Annotated in this window: 17 protein-coding genes and 1 pseudogene; 6 read left to right on the plus strand and 12 right to left on the minus strand. The window is 55.6% G+C overall.

Annotated elements, in window-relative coordinates; genetic code table 11:
• Window positions 1-64: 64 nt before the first annotated feature.
• Window positions 65-778, plus strand: coding sequence for a 4'-phosphopantetheinyl transferase family protein (locus MFP24_RS07665; RefSeq protein WP_249232844.1), 714 nt, complete (start codon window positions 65-67; stop codon window positions 776-778).
• A 175-nt stretch (window positions 779-953) separates the two neighbouring features.
• Here MFP24_RS07665 and MFP24_RS07670 read toward each other — a convergent pair whose 3' ends face one another.
• Entirely contained in the window at window positions 954-1,913 is a 960-nt protein-coding gene (locus MFP24_RS07670) for a quinone oxidoreductase family protein (RefSeq protein ID WP_249232845.1), read from the minus strand.
• A 71-nt stretch (window positions 1,914-1,984) separates the two neighbouring features.
• Window positions 1,985-2,374 carry a RidA family protein gene (locus tag MFP24_RS07675; RefSeq protein WP_249232846.1) on the minus strand — a complete coding sequence of 130 codons (390 nt, stop codon included), beginning with the start codon at window positions 2,372-2,374 and terminating at the stop codon, window positions 1,985-1,987.
• A 141-nt stretch (window positions 2,375-2,515) separates the two neighbouring features.
• On the opposite strand from MFP24_RS07675, the gene MFP24_RS07680 reads away from it, so the two are divergent.
• Window positions 2,516-3,436, plus strand: coding sequence for a LysR family transcriptional regulator (locus tag MFP24_RS07680; protein WP_249232847.1), 921 nt, complete (start codon window positions 2,516-2,518; stop codon window positions 3,434-3,436).
• A gap of 200 nt (window positions 3,437-3,636) precedes the next feature.
• Window positions 3,637-3,957, plus strand: a pseudogene (locus MFP24_RS07685) (tyrosine-type recombinase/integrase); the annotation flags it as partial.
• A gap of 18 nt (window positions 3,958-3,975) precedes the next feature.
• On the opposite strand, the gene MFP24_RS07690 reads toward MFP24_RS07685, so the two are convergent.
• The 9 genes from MFP24_RS07690 to MFP24_RS07730 all read right to left on the minus strand — a co-directional run bounded on the left by MFP24_RS07690 (window position 3,976) and on the right by MFP24_RS07730 (window position 13,582).
• Window positions 3,976-4,290: a CcdB family protein gene (locus tag MFP24_RS07690; RefSeq protein WP_249232848.1), complete on the minus strand. Its 315-nt coding sequence runs from the start codon at window positions 4,288-4,290 to the stop codon at window positions 3,976-3,978.
• 2 nt (window positions 4,291-4,292) lie between these two features.
• Complete coding sequence (locus MFP24_RS07695) at window positions 4,293-4,529, minus strand: type II toxin-antitoxin system CcdA family antitoxin (protein ID WP_249232849.1); 237 nt, start codon at window positions 4,527-4,529, stop codon at window positions 4,293-4,295.
• Window positions 4,530-4,902: 373 nt separating this feature from the next.
• Complete coding sequence (locus MFP24_RS07700) at window positions 4,903-6,351, minus strand: N-acyl-D-amino-acid deacylase family protein (RefSeq protein ID WP_249232850.1); 1,449 nt, start codon at window positions 6,349-6,351, stop codon at window positions 4,903-4,905.
• A gap of 2 nt (window positions 6,352-6,353) precedes the next feature.
• Window positions 6,354-7,994 carry an ABC transporter ATP-binding protein gene (locus MFP24_RS07705; protein WP_249232851.1) on the minus strand — a complete coding sequence of 547 codons (1,641 nt, stop codon included), beginning with the start codon at window positions 7,992-7,994 and terminating at the stop codon, window positions 6,354-6,356.
• Window positions 7,991-8,866, minus strand: coding sequence for an ABC transporter permease (locus MFP24_RS07710; RefSeq protein ID WP_249232852.1), 876 nt, complete (start codon window positions 8,864-8,866; stop codon window positions 7,991-7,993). Before MFP24_RS07710 ends, MFP24_RS07705 begins: the two co-directional genes overlap by 4 nt.
• A 9-nt stretch (window positions 8,867-8,875) precedes the next feature.
• Window positions 8,876-9,817: an ABC transporter permease gene (locus MFP24_RS07715; protein ID WP_009113479.1), complete on the minus strand. Its 942-nt coding sequence runs from the start codon at window positions 9,815-9,817 to the stop codon at window positions 8,876-8,878.
• A 32-nt stretch (window positions 9,818-9,849) separates the two neighbouring features.
• Window positions 9,850-11,445 carry an ABC transporter substrate-binding protein gene (locus tag MFP24_RS07720; protein WP_249232853.1) on the minus strand — a complete coding sequence of 532 codons (1,596 nt, stop codon included), beginning with the start codon at window positions 11,443-11,445 and terminating at the stop codon, window positions 9,850-9,852.
• Between the two features lie 171 nt (window positions 11,446-11,616).
• Window positions 11,617-12,540 carry an N-carbamoyl-D-amino-acid hydrolase gene (locus MFP24_RS07725; RefSeq protein ID WP_249232854.1) on the minus strand — a complete coding sequence of 308 codons (924 nt, stop codon included), beginning with the start codon at window positions 12,538-12,540 and terminating at the stop codon, window positions 11,617-11,619.
• A gap of 121 nt (window positions 12,541-12,661) precedes the next feature.
• The gene (locus MFP24_RS07730; protein WP_249232855.1) at window positions 12,662-13,582 is read right to left on the minus strand and encodes a LysR substrate-binding domain-containing protein; all 921 of its coding nucleotides are present in this window, start codon (window positions 13,580-13,582) and stop codon (window positions 12,662-12,664) included.
• A 175-nt stretch (window positions 13,583-13,757) separates the two neighbouring features.
• Between MFP24_RS07730 and MFP24_RS07735 the strand changes: the two genes are divergently transcribed.
• On the plus strand, window positions 13,758-14,657 hold the full coding sequence (locus tag MFP24_RS07735; RefSeq protein ID WP_249232856.1) for an AEC family transporter: 900 nt from the start codon (window positions 13,758-13,760) through the stop codon (window positions 14,655-14,657).
• 331 nt (window positions 14,658-14,988) lie between these two features.
• Here the strand turns inward: MFP24_RS07735 and MFP24_RS07740 are convergent, their stop codons facing one another.
• Window positions 14,989-15,471 carry a YjjA family protein gene (locus MFP24_RS07740; protein WP_249232857.1) on the minus strand — a complete coding sequence of 161 codons (483 nt, stop codon included), beginning with the start codon at window positions 15,469-15,471 and terminating at the stop codon, window positions 14,989-14,991.
• 190 nt (window positions 15,472-15,661) lie between these two features.
• On the opposite strand from MFP24_RS07740, the gene MFP24_RS07745 reads away from it, so the two are divergent.
• Together MFP24_RS07745 and MFP24_RS07750 are read left to right on the plus strand one after the other, a co-directional pair.
• A complete protein-coding gene (locus MFP24_RS07745) occupies window positions 15,662-15,916 on the plus strand; it encodes a FitA-like ribbon-helix-helix domain-containing protein (protein WP_249232858.1) in 255 nt (84 codons plus the stop codon).
• Window positions 15,913-16,335 carry a type II toxin-antitoxin system VapC family toxin gene (locus MFP24_RS07750; protein ID WP_249232859.1) on the plus strand — a complete coding sequence of 141 codons (423 nt, stop codon included), beginning with the start codon at window positions 15,913-15,915 and terminating at the stop codon, window positions 16,333-16,335. The genes MFP24_RS07745 and MFP24_RS07750 overlap by 4 nt, the downstream gene beginning before the upstream one ends.
• Window positions 16,336-16,672: the final 337 nt, after the last annotated feature.

Here is a 16,672-nt window from a genome sequence, read left to right on the forward strand (position 1 = left end):
CACGCTGCTCCGTATAGCCTAAATAGAATATGTCCCCAGCTTCAACCATGGTCTGACTTTAATCATGTTTGTGTTTACAAAAAAGCTACCTGATGGCAAATTCATTCGCTCACATAAAACCGGCCATCTTATTCACCAACCCTCAATAGGTGTTTGTGAGATAGCGTTTCAAACAAGCAGCTATCGCGATGAGCGATTCACGGAGCATTCGATACCGTTTCCAGAAAAGCTCTTCGCCGCGGTAGTAAAGCGTCGCTGCGAATATCTGTGCGGGCGTCTTGCCACGCAAACGCTATTAAACGAAAGGCAAATTTATGCGCAGGTCGCCAAATCAGCGGAAGGGGCGCCCATATGGCCAGAGGGATGGCTTGGTTCTATTTCTCATACAGAATGCTGTGCAATCGCGGTTATCGCCCCGCAAAATAAAGGATACTTGCTCGGTATTGATATTGAGAATTTTAACCCCGAAGCGCTGGACGAAATAGCCGAAACGATCGCTCAAGAAAGTGAGCGAAAACGCCTGGCGAAAAGTGAAATAGATTATAACACTGCATTACACATCGCGTTTTCGGCAAAAGAGAGTCTCTATAAGGCGCTATATCCCCAGGTGAGAAAAGTTTTCGGTTTTGAAAGCGCTATAATTACCGATATAAACACGCGCAATCAAACCTTCAGTATCCAGCTGACGCACGCCCTGACGCCCGCGCTTCCAGCTGGATTCCAGCGCACCGGTTATTATCACCTCGATACAGACAAAGTCATTACCGTTATTTACTAACCATGTCATTATTATCGTCTTAACCGATTTAATACCGATGAGAGATGTTGATAATAAAATTCTTATTTCAGCAATAAAACTGAGGACCATGACAAAAGATCGCTAAAAGTGAATGGTTCGTTTTAGCGGGATGCTAACAGTCTCCCTGCCTGACGTCAGGCAGCTCAAACCCGCCTCATGGCTTCATCACGATGCGGCCCAGCGGTTTCGCGGTCTCGGCGAATTCGTGAGCCTCGGCAGCGTTGGCCAGGGGGAATACGCGGTCGATGACAACCCTGATGCGCCCTGCCGCTACGGCCTGCAGCATGTCGTCCACGCTTGAGCGAACTGCGGGCCTTGCAAAAAGAGGTCCCATAAATACCCCCATGAGCGTCTGGTTAGACTGCATTGGCGGCCACAGGTCGACAGTCAGGCTGCCGCCATCCGCATTACCGACGAAGACCAGACGACCTTCCGCAGCAAGTGCAGAAAGTGAAGCAGGCAGCGTCGTCCCCACGGGATCGATGACGAGGTCAACACCGGCGCCGTGGGTGAACCGTCGGACGCTGTCCACCACGTTATCCACGGCGCGATCCACGACATGGTCGGCACCCAGTTCAAGCAGACAGCTCCTGCGTTGCGTTCCGCTTGCCACGGCGATGACCGTCGCGCCCGCCTGTGAGGCAAGCTGCACGGCGGCGAGACCCACGCCGCCGGCTGCCGCCTGAATAAGGACGGTTTCTCCGTGGCGAAGCATGCCCCGCGTGAAAAGACAGTGATGCGCGGTGCCGAAAGAGATCGGTAGCACCGCCGCTTCTGCCGCCCCCACGCCATCGGGTATCAGCCACGTTCGTTCCGCGGGCACAGCCCACAGCGCCGCATGCGACCCCTGCATGTTAAAAGCAGCGACCCGCTCCCCAACCGTACGGCTGCGGACGTTCGATCCGACAGCGACAATCGTGCCCGCGGCCGCGTAGCCGACGACCCATGAAGGATGAGGCGGCGGCGTTGAACGGCGGTTGATCAGATCCCCCCCTTCAATCGAGATAGCCTCGACAGAAATCAGGACGTCGTCAGGTCCTGCAACCGGATCGGGGATATCGACATATTTCAGGACGCCGGGCGCGCCCTGTACGTCATAAACCGCTGCTTTCATAAGTATTCCTCCGTCTCTCTGACCGCTCGGCGGTCACAACCGCCGCTCGCTGCCGCACGGCTCCGTAGCGCTTACGGCAGCCTGGCAATCACTTTAATCTCAAACTGGAATCCGTAAAGCCACGTCACGCCTATCCCGGTCAACGTGGGGTAAGGCGCCTCCCCCCAATATTCTGGCAGAACGCTCCAGATAGCGTCGAGGTTCGACTCAGGATCGACGACGAAGAGGGTGACGTCAACCACGTCATCAAACGTGCAGCCCGCCGCCGTGAGAACGGCATTAAGATTATCAAATGCCAGCCCGATCTGCGCTTTTAGATCGGGCTCAGGCGAACCATCCTCGCGGCTACCTACCTGCCCCGAAACGAACAGGAAACCGTTGGATTTGATGGCCGGCGAATAGCGATTGCGCTCATAGAGCGCCTGCCGACCGACGGGAAAAACTGCTTCGCGTGCCGTCATATTTGTACCTTTGCAATGGGGCGAAATCCACCCGGTGAACATAAAGACACTTTACAGGAGCCAGATCGGGCGGATAAACAGGCGACTTTGTCCACCATTGTTTGTAAAATCCAAACAATCGCTGAAAAGAGAGGATAAGGAATGGATCGTTTCGATGCGATGCGCGCCTTTGCTCGCGTGGTGGAGGCCGGTAGCTTCACAAAGGCTGCCCAAACGCTGCATATGAGTAAAACCACGGTGACGCAGCTCATTCAGCAGTTGGAAGCGCGCCTGCGCGTCAGGTTGCTCCATCGCACCACCCGCAGGCTCGGCGTCACTCCCGATGGCGCGGTTTACTACCAACGCGTCATCCGCCTGCTGGCGGACATGGAGGATGCTGAAAACAGCCTGTCCAGCGCGGCGATTACGCCCAGGGGGCGGCTACGGGTGGATGTGCCCAGTCCGCTGGCCCGCCTCGTCCTGGTGCCGGCGCTACCGGCTTTCCACGCACGCTACCCTGATATCCAGTTCGACATGGGCGTGAGCGACCGGGTGGTGGATCTGATCGGCGACAACGTGGATTGCGTCCTGCGCGGTGGCGAAATCAACGACCAGTCCCTGATCGCACGCCATGTCGGCGATTTGCAAATCGGCGTGTACGTCGCGCCGAGTTATGTGGAACGCCTTGGCGCCCCTGTGCATCCGCGAGAGCTGGAAAACACCGACCATCGCATAGTGGGATTCTTGTCCTCACGCACCGGTAAGATTGCGCCTCTGGCGCTGCACTGTGAGAGTGAACATATTGAAATCACGGGCAGCTATGTACTTGCCGTGGATGATGGCAATGCTTACCTCGAAGCCGGGTTAGCCGGGTTAGGCGTGATTGCGCTGCCAATCTATATGGCGGCAGCACATCAGGCTGTTGGCGCTTTAATTCCGTTATTTACACAATGGCGTATCAGTCCAATGCCTCTGCACCTGGCGTTTCCGCCGAACCGCCATGTCAACGCCAAACTGCGAGTTTTTATTGATTGGATCATTGAATTGATGCCGCAGCATGCCCCGAATTCCAACAATAAGTAACTACATCCCAGCCATTCTCTCATCAGCGTCGATTGGTGGTCATTATGGTGGTCTTGACAGGATAAGAATGCAGGTTTAGCTTATTTGTTAGCCAGTTACTGGCAAAGGCGATCCCAGTCAGGGGAGCCAGATTTTGAAAAGCCCGCTCAGGGAAACCTGAGCGGGCTTTTTGCTTTCTATTTGATGGCTATCAGTAGGAGCGGAAATTAACCCGTTTGGCGGCATCGCTCACCCTCCACCCGTTTATCCGCTCCAGCGAACTGCGTTTTGCCCGATAGCCGGAAATTGATTTCAGAAATAAAACCTGGTCCCTTTCCGCCAACTGTGAAGCCATCAGCGATATACGCTATTCCTGACGTGGAGTAAAAATACGTACGCCGTATATTGTGCCATTGTCCTGACAGGCTATCTATATCCTTAAACAGATAAGGGAAATTTTTGGCCTTCAGGAGCTGGTGTTCCCCGGCGACCATAACCCGCACAAGACGATGTGTGAAAATACGGTCAATAAGGCTATCCAATCAAGCCAAAAAGAAATGTTAAATTCCGTCAATGAGAAAATCTATTGCGGCCTTTACCTGAGTACGGTACTGCGAAGCATCACAGAACACAGCCCCCAGGGCCCGGACAGGTATACTTGCCAGTTCATGGGTCATAACAGCATACTCGTTTCCGTCCGTCAGTCTGATTAAAGGAACAAGGCGATCCGGGCGGCGCCCTCCCGGAAACTTTTCAGCAGGCAACAATGGGATCACTATCCGGCGGTTTAACTGTCCAATAATATCGCTCGTTACATCGAGCAACAGAGGGTAAACGACGCTTTTCCCGGTATTACCATATACAGTGAATTGCATGGCTAAAACGTCCTGTATTCATCGCTGAAACAACCCTGCTCATCATTAAAACGATTTAATGCTTCGATCGCTTCCATGTTCTCTTCCTGCCATTTTTTCGCTTCATGATGGCGAAGCTCAGAATCCAGGGCGGCAGTTAGGGTAGCACTCAAGTTAATGCCAGCTTCACGAGCCCGGGCCAGTAAGGTACGCTCCACCGCCATTGTCACGCTCTGCGTGTTTCGTTCTTTAGCTGTCATCGTTCATCTCCGGCAATGATATACGTGTAAATAACACGACACTATGCACCGATATTAACACTAAAGCAGGCTCTGAAACCTTTGCAATCTCTTAAATTTTAACCACCAGCCGTCATACCTGTTCTGCAGTCCACAGCGATAACTGATAGAAGTCATTCCATTTACGGGATGGGCGGGCTTTTTGCGCAGTTCCAGTGAACCAGCTCATGTATATCACCGCCCGATCTTTTCTGGAAAAAAACGAACACGTAAAATGCCACGAATAACGAAAAAAAGGTCACAACAAAACCGCTAACGCCGGTAAACGAGAAAGAAATCCATACCGCAGAGAGTGCGGTACAGATGCAGTACAATGCTGGCTTTCCACAGATACCTATCCATTCAACCCCACCGGCCGTCGTTTTAGCAATCGCCCCTGTCGTCCTTGTACCTGTCCATCTTCGTAACTCACCACACCGTTAACCACCACCAGATCGATGCCCGGAGCTTGTCGGCAGGGATCGCTGTAGGTTGCAACGTCCTCAATCCGCGCCATATCCACCAAGGTTAAATCGGCAAACGCCCCTTCGCGCACAACGCCGCGATCTTGCAAACGAAAGCGGGTAGCCGGCATGCCGGTCATCTTGCGCACCGCTTCGGCGAGCTTGAACAATTGCAGATCGCGGCAGTAGTGCGCCAGCACGCGAGGGAAAGTGCCCCATAGCCGCGGGTGAGGATTAGGATCGCCAGGCAAACCGTCAGAACCAATCATCGAAAGTGGATGGGCAAGGATCTTGCGTACATCCTCTTCACTCATCATATGGTAAATCGCCCCGGCCGGGCGCAGGCGCTCAGTCGCTTGCCACTGGTCTATGCCCCATTGCGCGGCAATCTCCCGCAGTGTCTGTCTGGCCATCTCCGGATGCGGCTCCGACCAGGTGATGTAGATCTCCATTTTTCCGTCGACGCGCCAGGCGTCAAGCGTGGTGGAACTGGCCGAGTACGGATAGCAATCGCAGTTGCATGACTGCTTACTGGCGGCTTTTTCCAGCGCGGCCAGCGCCAACGGAGCACGGCCCCAGTTGCCCGCACCGGCGCACTTAAGATGTGAGATCACCAGAGCCGCTCCGGCATTGCGCGCGGTAGTGAACGACTCCTCTAACGAGTCCAGTAGACCGTCGTGCTCATTACGCATATGGGTGGTGTACAGCGCTCCGTACTCACCGACGATATCCACCAGAGGCTGTATCTCCGACGGCGGCGCCCGTTTAGCGTTGGTATAAGCCAGTCCGGAGCTGAGACCGATAGCGCCAGACTCAAGGGCGTCTTGCAGCGCCGAGCACATTTGCTCCAGTTCTCCGCTCGTCGCCGGGCGATCGAATTGTGCCATAACGTTAGCTCGCAGCGCGGTATGGCCGATCAACGCCGCCACGTTGACACTCGGGCATGCGAGCTCAACCGCATAGGCATAATGCTGAAAGGTCGGATAGACAAATGCCTCCTGCGCTCCCAGCAAGTTCATCGGATCCGGCGGCGTGCCCGGCAAACTTACCGGTGAAGCGCTGATGCCGCAATTGCCGACGATCACCGTGGTAACTCCCTGCGAAATTTTGGCGAGCATCTCCGGGTGATGAATGACATTGGTGTCGTCGTGGGTGTGGACGTCGATAAAACCCGGCATCAGGCAGCGCCCGTTGCCGTTGATCGCTCGCTGAGCAGCCTGACCCTCGAGATTGCCGATGGCGGCAATCCGATCGCCACCAATCGCGACGTCAGAGACATACGGCTCGGCGCCGCTGCCATCAACCACCGTGACTGCGCGGAACAGCAAATCAAACGCCATAGTCAGATCCTCCGGCCTGAGGCGAAATCCCAGCCTTTGCCGGGAACCGCCTCCATCAATTGTTGGGTATAGGGATGCTGCGGCGACACCAGCACATCGGCTGCCGCTCCGTACTCGATCACCTCGCCGTGCTGCATCACCAGCACGTCGTCACACAGCTGTGCCGCCACCCGCAGATCGTGGGTGATAAATAAAATGGCGACGCCCAGTCGCCGCTGGATGTCGTCGAGCAATTGCAGCACTTGAGCCTGCACCGAGACGTCGAGCGCCGACACCGCCTCATCGGCGACGATCACGTCCGGCTCCATCGCCAGCGCACGGGCAATGGCGATACGTTGCCGCTGTCCACCGGAAAATTGATGCGGGAAACGATCAATGGCGTCAGTCGGCAGTCCGACTAGCTCCAGCAGTTGCTGACCACGTGCCCAGGCCTGAGCAAAAGAGACGCCATGGTTCATCGGGCCTTCCACTAGGCTCTTGCCAATGCTGATGCGCGGATTGAGCGAACGGTTAGGGTCCTGGAAGACCATCTGGATGCGTTTGCGATGAGGTTTGAGCCCAGCGGTAGAGAGTTCGGAAATATCGTTACCGGTGATGCGTATCGCCCCTTCGTCAGGGGTCAGCAGGCGCATCACACAACGCGCCATCGTCGACTTGCCGGAACCGCTTTCGCCGACAATGCCCAACGTGCGGCCGCGCTTAAGGCTGAATGTCACGTCATGCAACGCACGCGTGCCCTCGCGCCGCTTGCCGAACCAGCTCAGTGCGCCACCTTTGGGAGGGTAGATTTTGCCCAGTTCAACAACATCAAGGACGACCTGCGCGCTGGTCGCCTGGCGTGCGGGCCTTGGCGCCAAGCTAGGCACCGCAGCCAGAAGGGCTTTGGTATAATCCTCACGCGGTTGCGACAGTACCTGCTGCAAGGCGCCGCATTCGACGATATTTCCCTGGCGCATCACGCAGACGCGATCGGCGATATCCACCACCACGCCCATATCGTGGGTGATAAACAACACCGCGGTGCCGTGCTTTTGCTGTAGTTCGCGGATCAATTTGAGGATCTGTTGCTGCGTGGTTACGTCAAGCGCAGTGGTCGGCTCATCGGCAATCAACAGGCGAGGTTCGAGCACCAGCGCCATCGCGATCATAATACGCTGGCGCTGGCCGCCGCTAAGCTGATGCGGATACGCACCATAGACGCGGTTAATATCCGGCAGATGCGTCTGCGCCAGAGCATCCATCACCCGAGCATAGCGTTCCGCTGCGCTGAGACCAGTGTGCGTTTGCAGCACTTCATCGATCTGTCGTCCCACAGTCAGCACCGGGTTAAGGGCGGTCATCGGTTCCTGGAAAATCATCGCCATGCGACTGCCACGCAGTGCCTTGAGTCGTCCATTACTGACCCGCAAAACGTCTTCGCCATCCAGCAGAATGCGTCCACTCGCGACCCTGAGCGCGCCTTTCGGCAGCAGACCAAGCATCGCCAGCGATGTCACCGACTTACCCGAACCGCTTTCACCGACCAGGCACAGCGTCTCCCCGGCGCGAATGCTGAAGGAGATATCCTGCAAAATCGGCGCACCTTGCGCGGTGTTCACAGACAGGCAATCCACACGCAGGATATCGTTTTGTTGTTCGCTCATTCGCCGCCCCTTTTCTTCAGCCGCGGATCGAGGGCATCGCTGACCACATCGCCCAACAGGTTAATCGACAAAATACACAGAGAAAGAACCAGACCCGGCCACAGCACCAGCGAGGGCTTAAGCTGGAAGTAGACGCGGCCTTCGGAAATAATGTTTCCCCAGGTCGGAATTTCAGTACCGATGCCCGCGCCGAGAAATGACAGAATCGCTTCGGTCAGGATCGCCGATGCACAGATATAGGTACTCTGTACAATCAATGGCGCCAGTGTATTAGGCATCAGGTGTCGGGTGAGAACCTTAAAGGTAGAGGTCCCCGTTAACACTGCGGCCTCTACGTAAGGCTCTTCACGCGCCGACAGCACCCGGGAGCGCACCAAACGAACGACCTGCGGTATCTCCGGCACCATAATCGCCACCATCACCGTCCAGATGCCCGAGCTGCTCAACGAGACGATGGCAATTGCCAGTAAGATGCCGGGGATCGCCATCAGGCCATCCATCACCCGCATCAACACGGCATCCAGCCCGCGAAAGTATCCCGCCAGCAACCCCAACGGCAGGCCAATCAGCACGCTCATCGCCGTGACTCCCAGGCCGACAATCAGTGAGATACGCGCGCCATGGACAATGCGCGAAAACAGATCGCGACCATAGGCGTCGGTACCTAACCAAAACTCCTCACCAGGAGGCCTGAGGCGAAATGCCGGCGACAGCGCCAGCGGATCGTGGCTGGCGAGCCAGGGCGCAAATATTGCCATGCCAACGATCAGCGTCAGGATGACCAACGCAATGGCCGACATCAGCGGAATGCGTGGCGGTTTTACCAAACGACGCCGAGGTGTCGGCAAGATCGCAGAAACAGGTTTGCTCATGCCATACCCTTAATAACGAATCCGCGGATCGCTCAGCGCGTACGACAGATCGATCAGCAGATTGATGATGACATATACCCCGCTGGTCAGCAGGATCATGCCCTGGATCACCGGGTAGTCACGAGCCAGCACCGCATCGACAATCAACCGCCCCAACCCCGGGATATTAAATACGCTTTCGGTCACCACCACGCCGGAGATCATCAGCGCGAAACCGGTGCCGATCACCGTCAGGATCGGGATCATCGAATTTCGCAGCGCATGGCGGAACAGCACATGGATCTCCGGCAATCCTTTAGCCCGGGCGGTGCGAATATAGTCTTCGCCTAACACTTCCAGCACGCTGGCGCGGGTCATCCGCGCCACCAGGGCGATATAGACCGAAGACAACGTCAATGCCGGTAAGATAATGCGCTGAACGAACGGCCAGATCCCATTGGTGATGCTGCTAAACCCCTGTACCGGCAACCATTTCAATTCGATGGCAAACAGGGTAATCAGCAGGTAGCCAATCACAAACACCGGTACTGAAAACCCCAGCACCGACGAAGACATCACCAGATTGTCGATCCAACTGCCGTGTTTCCACGCCGCCAGCACACCGAGCGGCACCGAGATCAGGATAGTGAAGGAAATCGCCACCAGCGCCAGGCTCAGGGTCGGTTCCAGGCGCTGGCCAATCATGGTCAGCACCGGCGTCTGGGCCATAAGGGAAGTGCCGAAGTCGCCATGCAACAACTGCGAGATCCAGACAAAAAATTGCTGATACAGCGGCTGGTTCAATCCCAGACTTTCACGAATCGCTTCCAACTGCTGTGGGGTCGCCATGTCGCCAGCAATGATCGCCGCCGGATCCCCCGGCGACAACCGCAGCAACAGGAAGACAAACAGCGCCACCACCAGCATCACCGGGATGGCCGCCAGCACGCGGCGAATGAAGTAACCAGACACAGGAACCTCCGGCAGTAGTCTTTGTCCGACAGTTAGTCGCTTTTCTCGACGTTCCAGAACACCGTAGAAGGGCCGGTCAGTAAGTGGCTGATATGTCTGCTCCACACCGCCACATCATAGAATTGCCCCAGGGGAATGTAGCTGACCTGATCCATCGCTCGCTTCTGGATCTCGACGGCAATCTCTTTCTGCCTTGCCGGATCGGTCGCGGTGGCGAAATCCACTTTTAGTTGATTCATCTGTGGGTCGGTCGGCCAGCCAAACCATGCACCCTTGCGCCCACCGCCATCGAGCATCGGATTGACCACCGGGTTCCAGATGGTTTCAGCATTCCAGTAGGTGAAGAACAGGTTCCAGCCGCCCTGTGACGGCGGGTTCGGATTGGCCCGACGCGACACCAGGGTCTGCCAGTCCATCGGCTGCAAATCCACTTTAAAACCGGCCTTGCGCAGCGCCTGAGCCGCGACCACAGGTTGCGACGCCTGGCTCGGCACGTCGGTCGGCTGCATGATCACCACCGGCGTACCGTCGTAACCGGTTTTCTTCAGCAGTGCTTTGGCCGCTTCAAGATCACCGCCGCTAAGCAGCGACTCTCCGCCAGCCTGGCTTTCCAGAGCCGTGCCGCAGCCGAATACCGACGCGCATAGCTTGAAGTACTGCGGGTTGCCCACCAGCGCATCGAGCACATCTTTCTGGCTCATCGCCAACAAAGCGGCGCGGCGGATGTCAGGGTTGTCAAATGGCGGATAAAGAAAGTTCATCCGTCCACCGGTCATCGAACCCAGTTTGCTCAAGGTGCCGAACTTGAGATTCGGATCGGCCTGCACCATCGGCAGCAGATCGATCGGCAACTGTTCGATAAAGTCGATGTCGCCGGATGATAACGCATTGATTGCCATCATCCGGTCCGGCATGTTGATCCATTCGACACGATCCACCTTCACCACCTTGCCGCCCACGGTGCCGCTGGCAGGCTCTTTGCGCGGCACGTATTGCTGGAATTTTTCGTAAACCACGCGATTACCGGGATCAAATTCACTGGCGACAAACTTATACGGACCGGAACCGGTGTAGTCAGCGATCATTTTGCCGTCCGGCGTGTTGGCCACCCGCTCCGGCATCATAAATGCCGCAACCGACGAAGGCTTCGCCAGCAGTTGCAGCACATATCCGAAGGGTTTAGCCAGCTTCAGGGTGATAGTTTTATCATTGGTGGCAGTAATGCTGTCGGTGTACTTCATCATCAGTTGGCCGCCGACATCGTAGCGCGCCCAGCGTTTGAGAGAGGCGACACAATCGGTAGCGGTCACCGGTTTGCCGTCATGCCATAGCAGACCGTCACGCAGGGTAAAGGTGTAAGTCAGATCATCCGGCGAAACGGTCCATTCGGCCATTTGCGGCTTAGGCGCCAGCTCTTCGTCCATGCCAATCAGGGTGTCGTAAATCATATAGCCGTGATTACGGGTGATCTGCGCCGTCGTCGCGATCGGGTCCAGCACGCGCAATGAAGATGACATCACCGCACGCAACGTTTTCTCCGCCGCCATAGCGGACGGGGAGGTGATGGCGGCGCTCAGGCCGATCGAAAGCAGACAGGCGATCAAAAAACAGGACGGATATGGTTTCATTGTTAACACTCCAGTAAATGGCAAACCCTGGTGTCGGGAATTGCGGTGTGTGCAATGCAATGTGACAATGCCGGACGCCCGAAACCGCAGTCGAAGATCGTAATTTTCACCTCATTTTCAGCGATAAATTCACCACCCGGCTATACGTGCGCATGGCTCGATATCTCCGGGTCAGGGGCGTTCAACGCCGGTCTGACGGGTAATAATGCCGTAGTGTTCGATGCGTCGGTGACGGGCGAAGTTGAAGATGGTGCTCTTGCCAAACCGGCACAGATCCATGTCGCAACGGTGGGAAATCAGCTCATCGCCCCGCCCGCTGGCTCTGGCCACCACAAAACCGTTGGGATCAACGATCACGCTACCGCCCATCAGTGGGAATCCATCCTCTACCCCGGCCTTCGCCACCCCTACCACCCAGGTAGCGTTCTGGTAAGCGCCGGCCTGCATGCAGAGTTCGGAATGGAACAACCGTTGCGTTTCGCCTTCCTCACGTTGCTGTGAATTGACTGAAGGCGTGTTGTAGCCCAGAGTGATCAGCTCTACGCCCTGTAACCCCATAACGCGATAGGTTTCCGGCCAGCGGCGATCGTTACAGATGCACATGCCCATCACCGCCCCCTGGTTTTCCCAGGTCGGAAAACCAAGATCGCCAGGTTCGAAATAGCGTTTTTCCAGATGCTGAAAATCACGATGCGGGTCGAACTCAACGTGCCCCGGCAGATGTACCTTGCGGTATTTGCCAACGATGTTGCCCTGACGATCGGTAACGATTGAGGTGTTGTAGTGATGCCCATCGGGGGTCAGTTCGGCGTAACCAAAGGTTATGGCAATGCTGTGCTCGCGGGAAAAATCGAATAATGGACGCGTCACGCCACTCGGCATTTCGCGCTCGAACCAGCTATCGACTTCGCGCTGATCTTCCATATACCAACGTGGAAAAAACGTCGTCAGGGCCAGCTCAGGGAACACGACCAGTTCACACCCCTGCTGCCGTGCCTGTTCCAGTAATGCCAGCATCCGTTGGACCACACCCTCTCTTGAGTCGTTTTTTTGGATCGCTCCCAACTGGGCCCCGCCAATTACGATTTCGCGCATGCACTATTCCTCCATCAGGCCGACCCGATGCCGGCAACCCTTTTTGCATTGCTTAGGGTCATTGTGGGAGGTTCAGAGCGCTATGTCGTATACCAATATGTGGTCCTTGCTTAACCTGAAGTTAATCCATATTGAACAGGTGAAAGCCGCCCGCAGCCAACGTGCTGCGCAGATGCTCGACAAACATCAGCGCAAATTGCGCCAGAGGTTCATGCCGCAAATGCACCAGGCTGATGGTCAGGCGTTCTTCGTTAAGTATCGGCAGTACCGCCATACGCTCTGCGCCCGATGCACGGAAGGAAATTTCATCAACCACCGAAAAACCGGTGCCATTTTTCACCAGCGCGCAGGCATGGTGCGGGGAATCGACATCAATACTCGGCCGATACGGCAATCCCACCCGTTCGAAAGCCTGCTTCATAAAACTGTGGAATGGGGTATCGGCGGAATAACCGATAAACGGCATCTCCGCCAGCGCATCTGGTAATTCGTTTGCCGGTATCCGGGTCAAAGGATGATCCGCCGGACACACCACCATCCCCCGGATATAGCTCAGCGGAACGGCGCGTAAGTTGGGATGATCAATAGGAAACAGAGAAATGCCAAGATCCGCCTGCTGGTCAAGCAACCGCTCCCGTAACAGCATATGACGTAAACACTCCAGGCTGACGAGGATATCTTCGTTGCACTGCCGGAAAGCACCGATGGCGTCTGGCACCAATTGATGCCCCAGACTGGGGCTGCTGGCAATGCGCAGCACACCGTGGCGCTGCTGCACCAGGTTGTGAAGCGTAGTGTTTACCCGCTGGATATCTCGGTACACCGACTCAACGTCATTGAACAGACAGCGCGCCTCCGGCGAAGGATATAGTCGCCCCTTGACCCGTTCGAACAACTGGAAGCCAATACGCGCCTCGGTGTGGGAGAGCATCCGACTGACCGCTGGCTGAGACACATACAGAAGTTGCGCGGCGCCGTTGATCGAACCGGTGATCATGACCGCCCGAAATACTTCAATCTGACGCAGATTAAGCAGTTGCATTCGATTTACCTCCAAGGAATGAACGGCGTGCACATAACCACACATGCTTAACACCAGGTTATAGGGTGATAGCAATTAGTATGCCAAGGACATCAGCGCGGCGAAAATTGCGCTGACAGCGGGGAAATGGTCCAGCAATAATATAATTCACCCGTGTTTTATCGGAGCCTTTACTGTGACCGTTTCACAAACCATCCTGCCCGTCTTTCTGTTGATCATCCTGGGTTATATTCTGGCCCTCCGGGGGACGCTCGATCCCCATGCCAACAAGGTGCTGGGCGGTCTGGCCTTCAAGCTGTTTATGCCGATGGTGCTGTTTACGGGGATGGTTAACGCGCCGCTGCACGATGGTCTGAACATCAGGATCTTGGCGGCCTATTTCGTTCCGGCGCTATTTATTTTCGCCGTGGTCAACCTGTTCGCCCATCGCAGCGTGGGACATCCGACCCCTTTCGGCCTGACCGCCTCCTTTTCCAACAATGCCCTCATCGGCCTGGCAATGGTGGGCGGGCTGTACGGCAACACCGGTCTGGTGTTGCTATTTACCGTACTCGCCGTGCACAGCCTGCTGCTGTTCAGCTTTCAGAGCCTGTATAGCTGCCTCGCCGGTAGCGTACCCTTTAAACCCTGTGTTCTGGTAGCCAGCCTCGCCAACCCGATGATCGTCGGACTGCTGTTGGGAACGGCAGTTAATCTGTCGGGACTGATACTGCCGGACTGGAATATGAAACTGGCAACCTGGCTGGCGCAAGCGGCGTTGCCCTGTGCGCTGATCGTACTTGGGGCCAATCTCTCCGGCTATCGACTTCGCCCTGACGCCTATGTGGTCGGCATCACCGTCGCCAAACTGGCCGCCATGCCGCTGCTGGTTCTGCTGGTATGTATACTGCTGGACATTAGCGGCATGCCACGCGGGGTATTGGTGCTGATGGCCGCCAATCCCTCCGGCGTCAACGTGCTGGGATTTTCGCGCTCGCAGCAAGACAGCCAGATAACCAGCTCGGCTATTTGTCTGACGACGTTGTTGTCGATGGCAACGCTTCCACTATGGATATGGATCAATAGCCTGCTTTGATCTACCGCGATACCCACGCCAGCCCCTGTGCCTCGGGACATGGGCAATCTACTGCCTCAGCTCATTTACGTGCGGTCTTTTTGGCTCAAGATGTAAGTAAAAATGGACGTGAGGCATGGGTGATCAACCTTCCTGGCTACGGTAGGTCCGATAACTATAAAGAAATGATCGATAATCATGAAAAAAATGGCGATGAGAAAACCTGGACTGGTAGGACCGTACACCTAAAACCATAACAACCGCCCATGCAAGTGATCGGACGCTGAAAGGTTTTGAGATCTAATCTTCGCAATAAGGGCCAATCAATAGGCCCTTAAAAATAAGATCTTTATCAGGAAATAAAATTTGCGCCTTGCTTTAATACCACATCACAGGCCTTGGTTTTAACCTTTTCGGCCAGTGGAGTATTCCCGATGCTATTCAGATTCAACTGTTTTCCGTCGCTGGTATTCAGAAGACCGGCCAACCCTTGCGTATAGTCGGTCTGTTGTTGTTTCTCCTGCTGGGAAGCAAGACCAAGCTTATCCAACAATTGGGTTTTAACGTTTTCGGTATTGGTTGCTGAAACCAGTTTTTGCTCCACACAGTATTGCAGAATCCCGGCAGCGTTGTTCATATTGCCGGCACTCAGCGTCTGATTGCCGCCGTTGAGCAGCCCCGCCAATCCGCTCTGGCTTCCCGATGAAGAACTATTCTGACCTAATTGACCAATCGCACTGGAAAGCGAATCCTGCAAACTTGCTGCCTGAACGTAGCCTGCCATCATAAAAATCGCCAAACCAACGGAACTCGCTACGCCTCTGATTGATTTCATCACTCTCTTACTCTCTATTTGACCGATATACGGGAAAAATACAGCGTAGTATGTTACTTAAAAAGCAGAAAGCTCTGCATTTTGCATATAAAGGAAGAAAAGGCGCAGCCGATGACGGAAGATGACAATTGCAGCAATGCTTGCATTTTGCTAAATGGCAAGAATATATATCAATTCGAGGTTTTGAAAGATGCCATCCATTACCGTTCGAAATGTGCCCGATGAGGTACATCGCGCCATCCGCGTGCGTGCCGCTCAACACGGCCGCAGCATCGAGGCCGAAATGCGCGACATCCTGGAGTCTGCGGTGAAGCCGCAAGGCCGGATCAAGCTGGGTTCGCTGCTGGCCGAGATTGGCCGCAAGGTCAAACTGACCGATGAAGAGTTCGCCATCTTCGAGAGCGTACGCGACAAAACACCGGCCCGTGCAGCGAGCTTTGAATGATACTGCTCAATACCAACCTGGTGTCGGAGCCGCTTCGCCCCGCGCCCGAAGTCCGCGTCATCGACTGGATCGACGAGCCCCCCCTGGAAACGCTCTACCTGTCCGCAATCACCGTGGCCGAGCTGCGCGCCGGCGTGGCGCTGCTGCCGGCTGGCAAGCGCCGTTCCATCCTGCATGAGAACCTGGAAAAAAGAGTGTTGCCCATGTTCGTCGGGCGCGTGCTGCCGTTCGATATGGCCTGCACCAATGCCTATGCCGAGTTGCTGGCCAAGGTTCGCGCTGCTGGCCGGGGGATTGACACTGCCGACGCATGCATTGCGGCCGTCGCCGTCGCCAACGGATTTAGCGTTGCCACTCGTGACACCGGCCCTTTCCAGACCGCCGGCCTGACCGTTATCAACCCTTGGAAGGATGTATAAGGGCCAGCCAGTAGGGGCAGAGACTTGCCGCATGATATTCCCCCTTGGCAAAAGCCATCGGGTGGAGATTTGCAGCCCCATAGATATTGTCCATCAGCTTAATTGGCTGGTACGCCCGTCTATGGCGGTCCGACAGGGGAGGATTTATCCTCGCCGGTTTTGGTTGCTCCGGTCTGCAAACCCTGTCTGGATCGCCGCCATCAGAGAGACGTGTCCAGTATCGATATGTCCGCGCCAACATATGATTAGCTTGCCCAGGCAAGTGCGCGGATCGCGTTCTTCTCTATCAACGGCGTCGAAAAACCTGCTGCGCCGCACCTCGTTGTATGCCCCCAGC

Origin of the sequence: Brenneria tiliae (assembly GCF_023347575.1) — a bacterium.
Taxonomy (GTDB): domain Bacteria; phylum Pseudomonadota; class Gammaproteobacteria; order Enterobacterales; family Enterobacteriaceae; genus Brenneria; species Brenneria corticis.

What these genes read in the sequence shown, in the direction of transcription:
- MFP24_RS07725 (WP_249232854.1), bottom strand. Translation starts at nt 12,540, where the DNA reads ATGCGCGAAATCGTAATTGGCGGGGCCCAGTTGGGAGCGATCCAAAAA.
- MFP24_RS07745 (WP_249232858.1), top strand. Translation starts at nt 15,662, where the DNA reads ATGCCATCCATTACCGTTCGAAATGTGCCCGATGAGGTACATCGCGCC.
- MFP24_RS07675 (WP_249232846.1), bottom strand. Translation starts at nt 2,374, where the DNA reads ATGACGGCACGCGAAGCAGTTTTTCCCGTCGGTCGGCAGGCGCTCTAT.
- MFP24_RS07700 (WP_249232850.1), bottom strand. Translation starts at nt 6,351, where the DNA reads ATGGCGTTTGATTTGCTGTTCCGCGCAGTCACGGTGGTTGATGGCAGC.
- MFP24_RS07665 (WP_249232844.1), top strand. Translation starts at nt 65, where the DNA reads ATGTTTGTGTTTACAAAAAAGCTACCTGATGGCAAATTCATTCGCTCA.
- MFP24_RS07705 (WP_249232851.1), bottom strand. Translation starts at nt 7,994, where the DNA reads ATGAGCGAACAACAAAACGATATCCTGCGTGTGGATTGCCTGTCTGTG.
- MFP24_RS07730 (WP_249232855.1), bottom strand. Translation starts at nt 13,582, where the DNA reads ATGCAACTGCTTAATCTGCGTCAGATTGAAGTATTTCGGGCGGTCATG.
- MFP24_RS07740 (WP_249232857.1), bottom strand. Translation starts at nt 15,471, where the DNA reads ATGAAATCAATCAGAGGCGTAGCGAGTTCCGTTGGTTTGGCGATTTTT.
- MFP24_RS07695 (WP_249232849.1), bottom strand. Translation starts at nt 4,529, where the DNA reads ATGACAGCTAAAGAACGAAACACGCAGAGCGTGACAATGGCGGTGGAG.
- MFP24_RS07720 (WP_249232853.1), bottom strand. Translation starts at nt 11,445, where the DNA reads ATGAAACCATATCCGTCCTGTTTTTTGATCGCCTGTCTGCTTTCGATC.
- MFP24_RS07670 (WP_249232845.1), bottom strand. Translation starts at nt 1,913, where the DNA reads ATGAAAGCAGCGGTTTATGACGTACAGGGCGCGCCCGGCGTCCTGAAA.
- MFP24_RS07680 (WP_249232847.1), top strand. Translation starts at nt 2,516, where the DNA reads ATGGATCGTTTCGATGCGATGCGCGCCTTTGCTCGCGTGGTGGAGGCC.
- MFP24_RS07750 (WP_249232859.1), top strand. Translation starts at nt 15,913, where the DNA reads ATGATACTGCTCAATACCAACCTGGTGTCGGAGCCGCTTCGCCCCGCG.
- MFP24_RS07710 (WP_249232852.1), bottom strand. Translation starts at nt 8,866, where the DNA reads ATGAGCAAACCTGTTTCTGCGATCTTGCCGACACCTCGGCGTCGTTTG.
- MFP24_RS07690 (WP_249232848.1), bottom strand. Translation starts at nt 4,290, where the DNA reads ATGCAATTCACTGTATATGGTAATACCGGGAAAAGCGTCGTTTACCCT.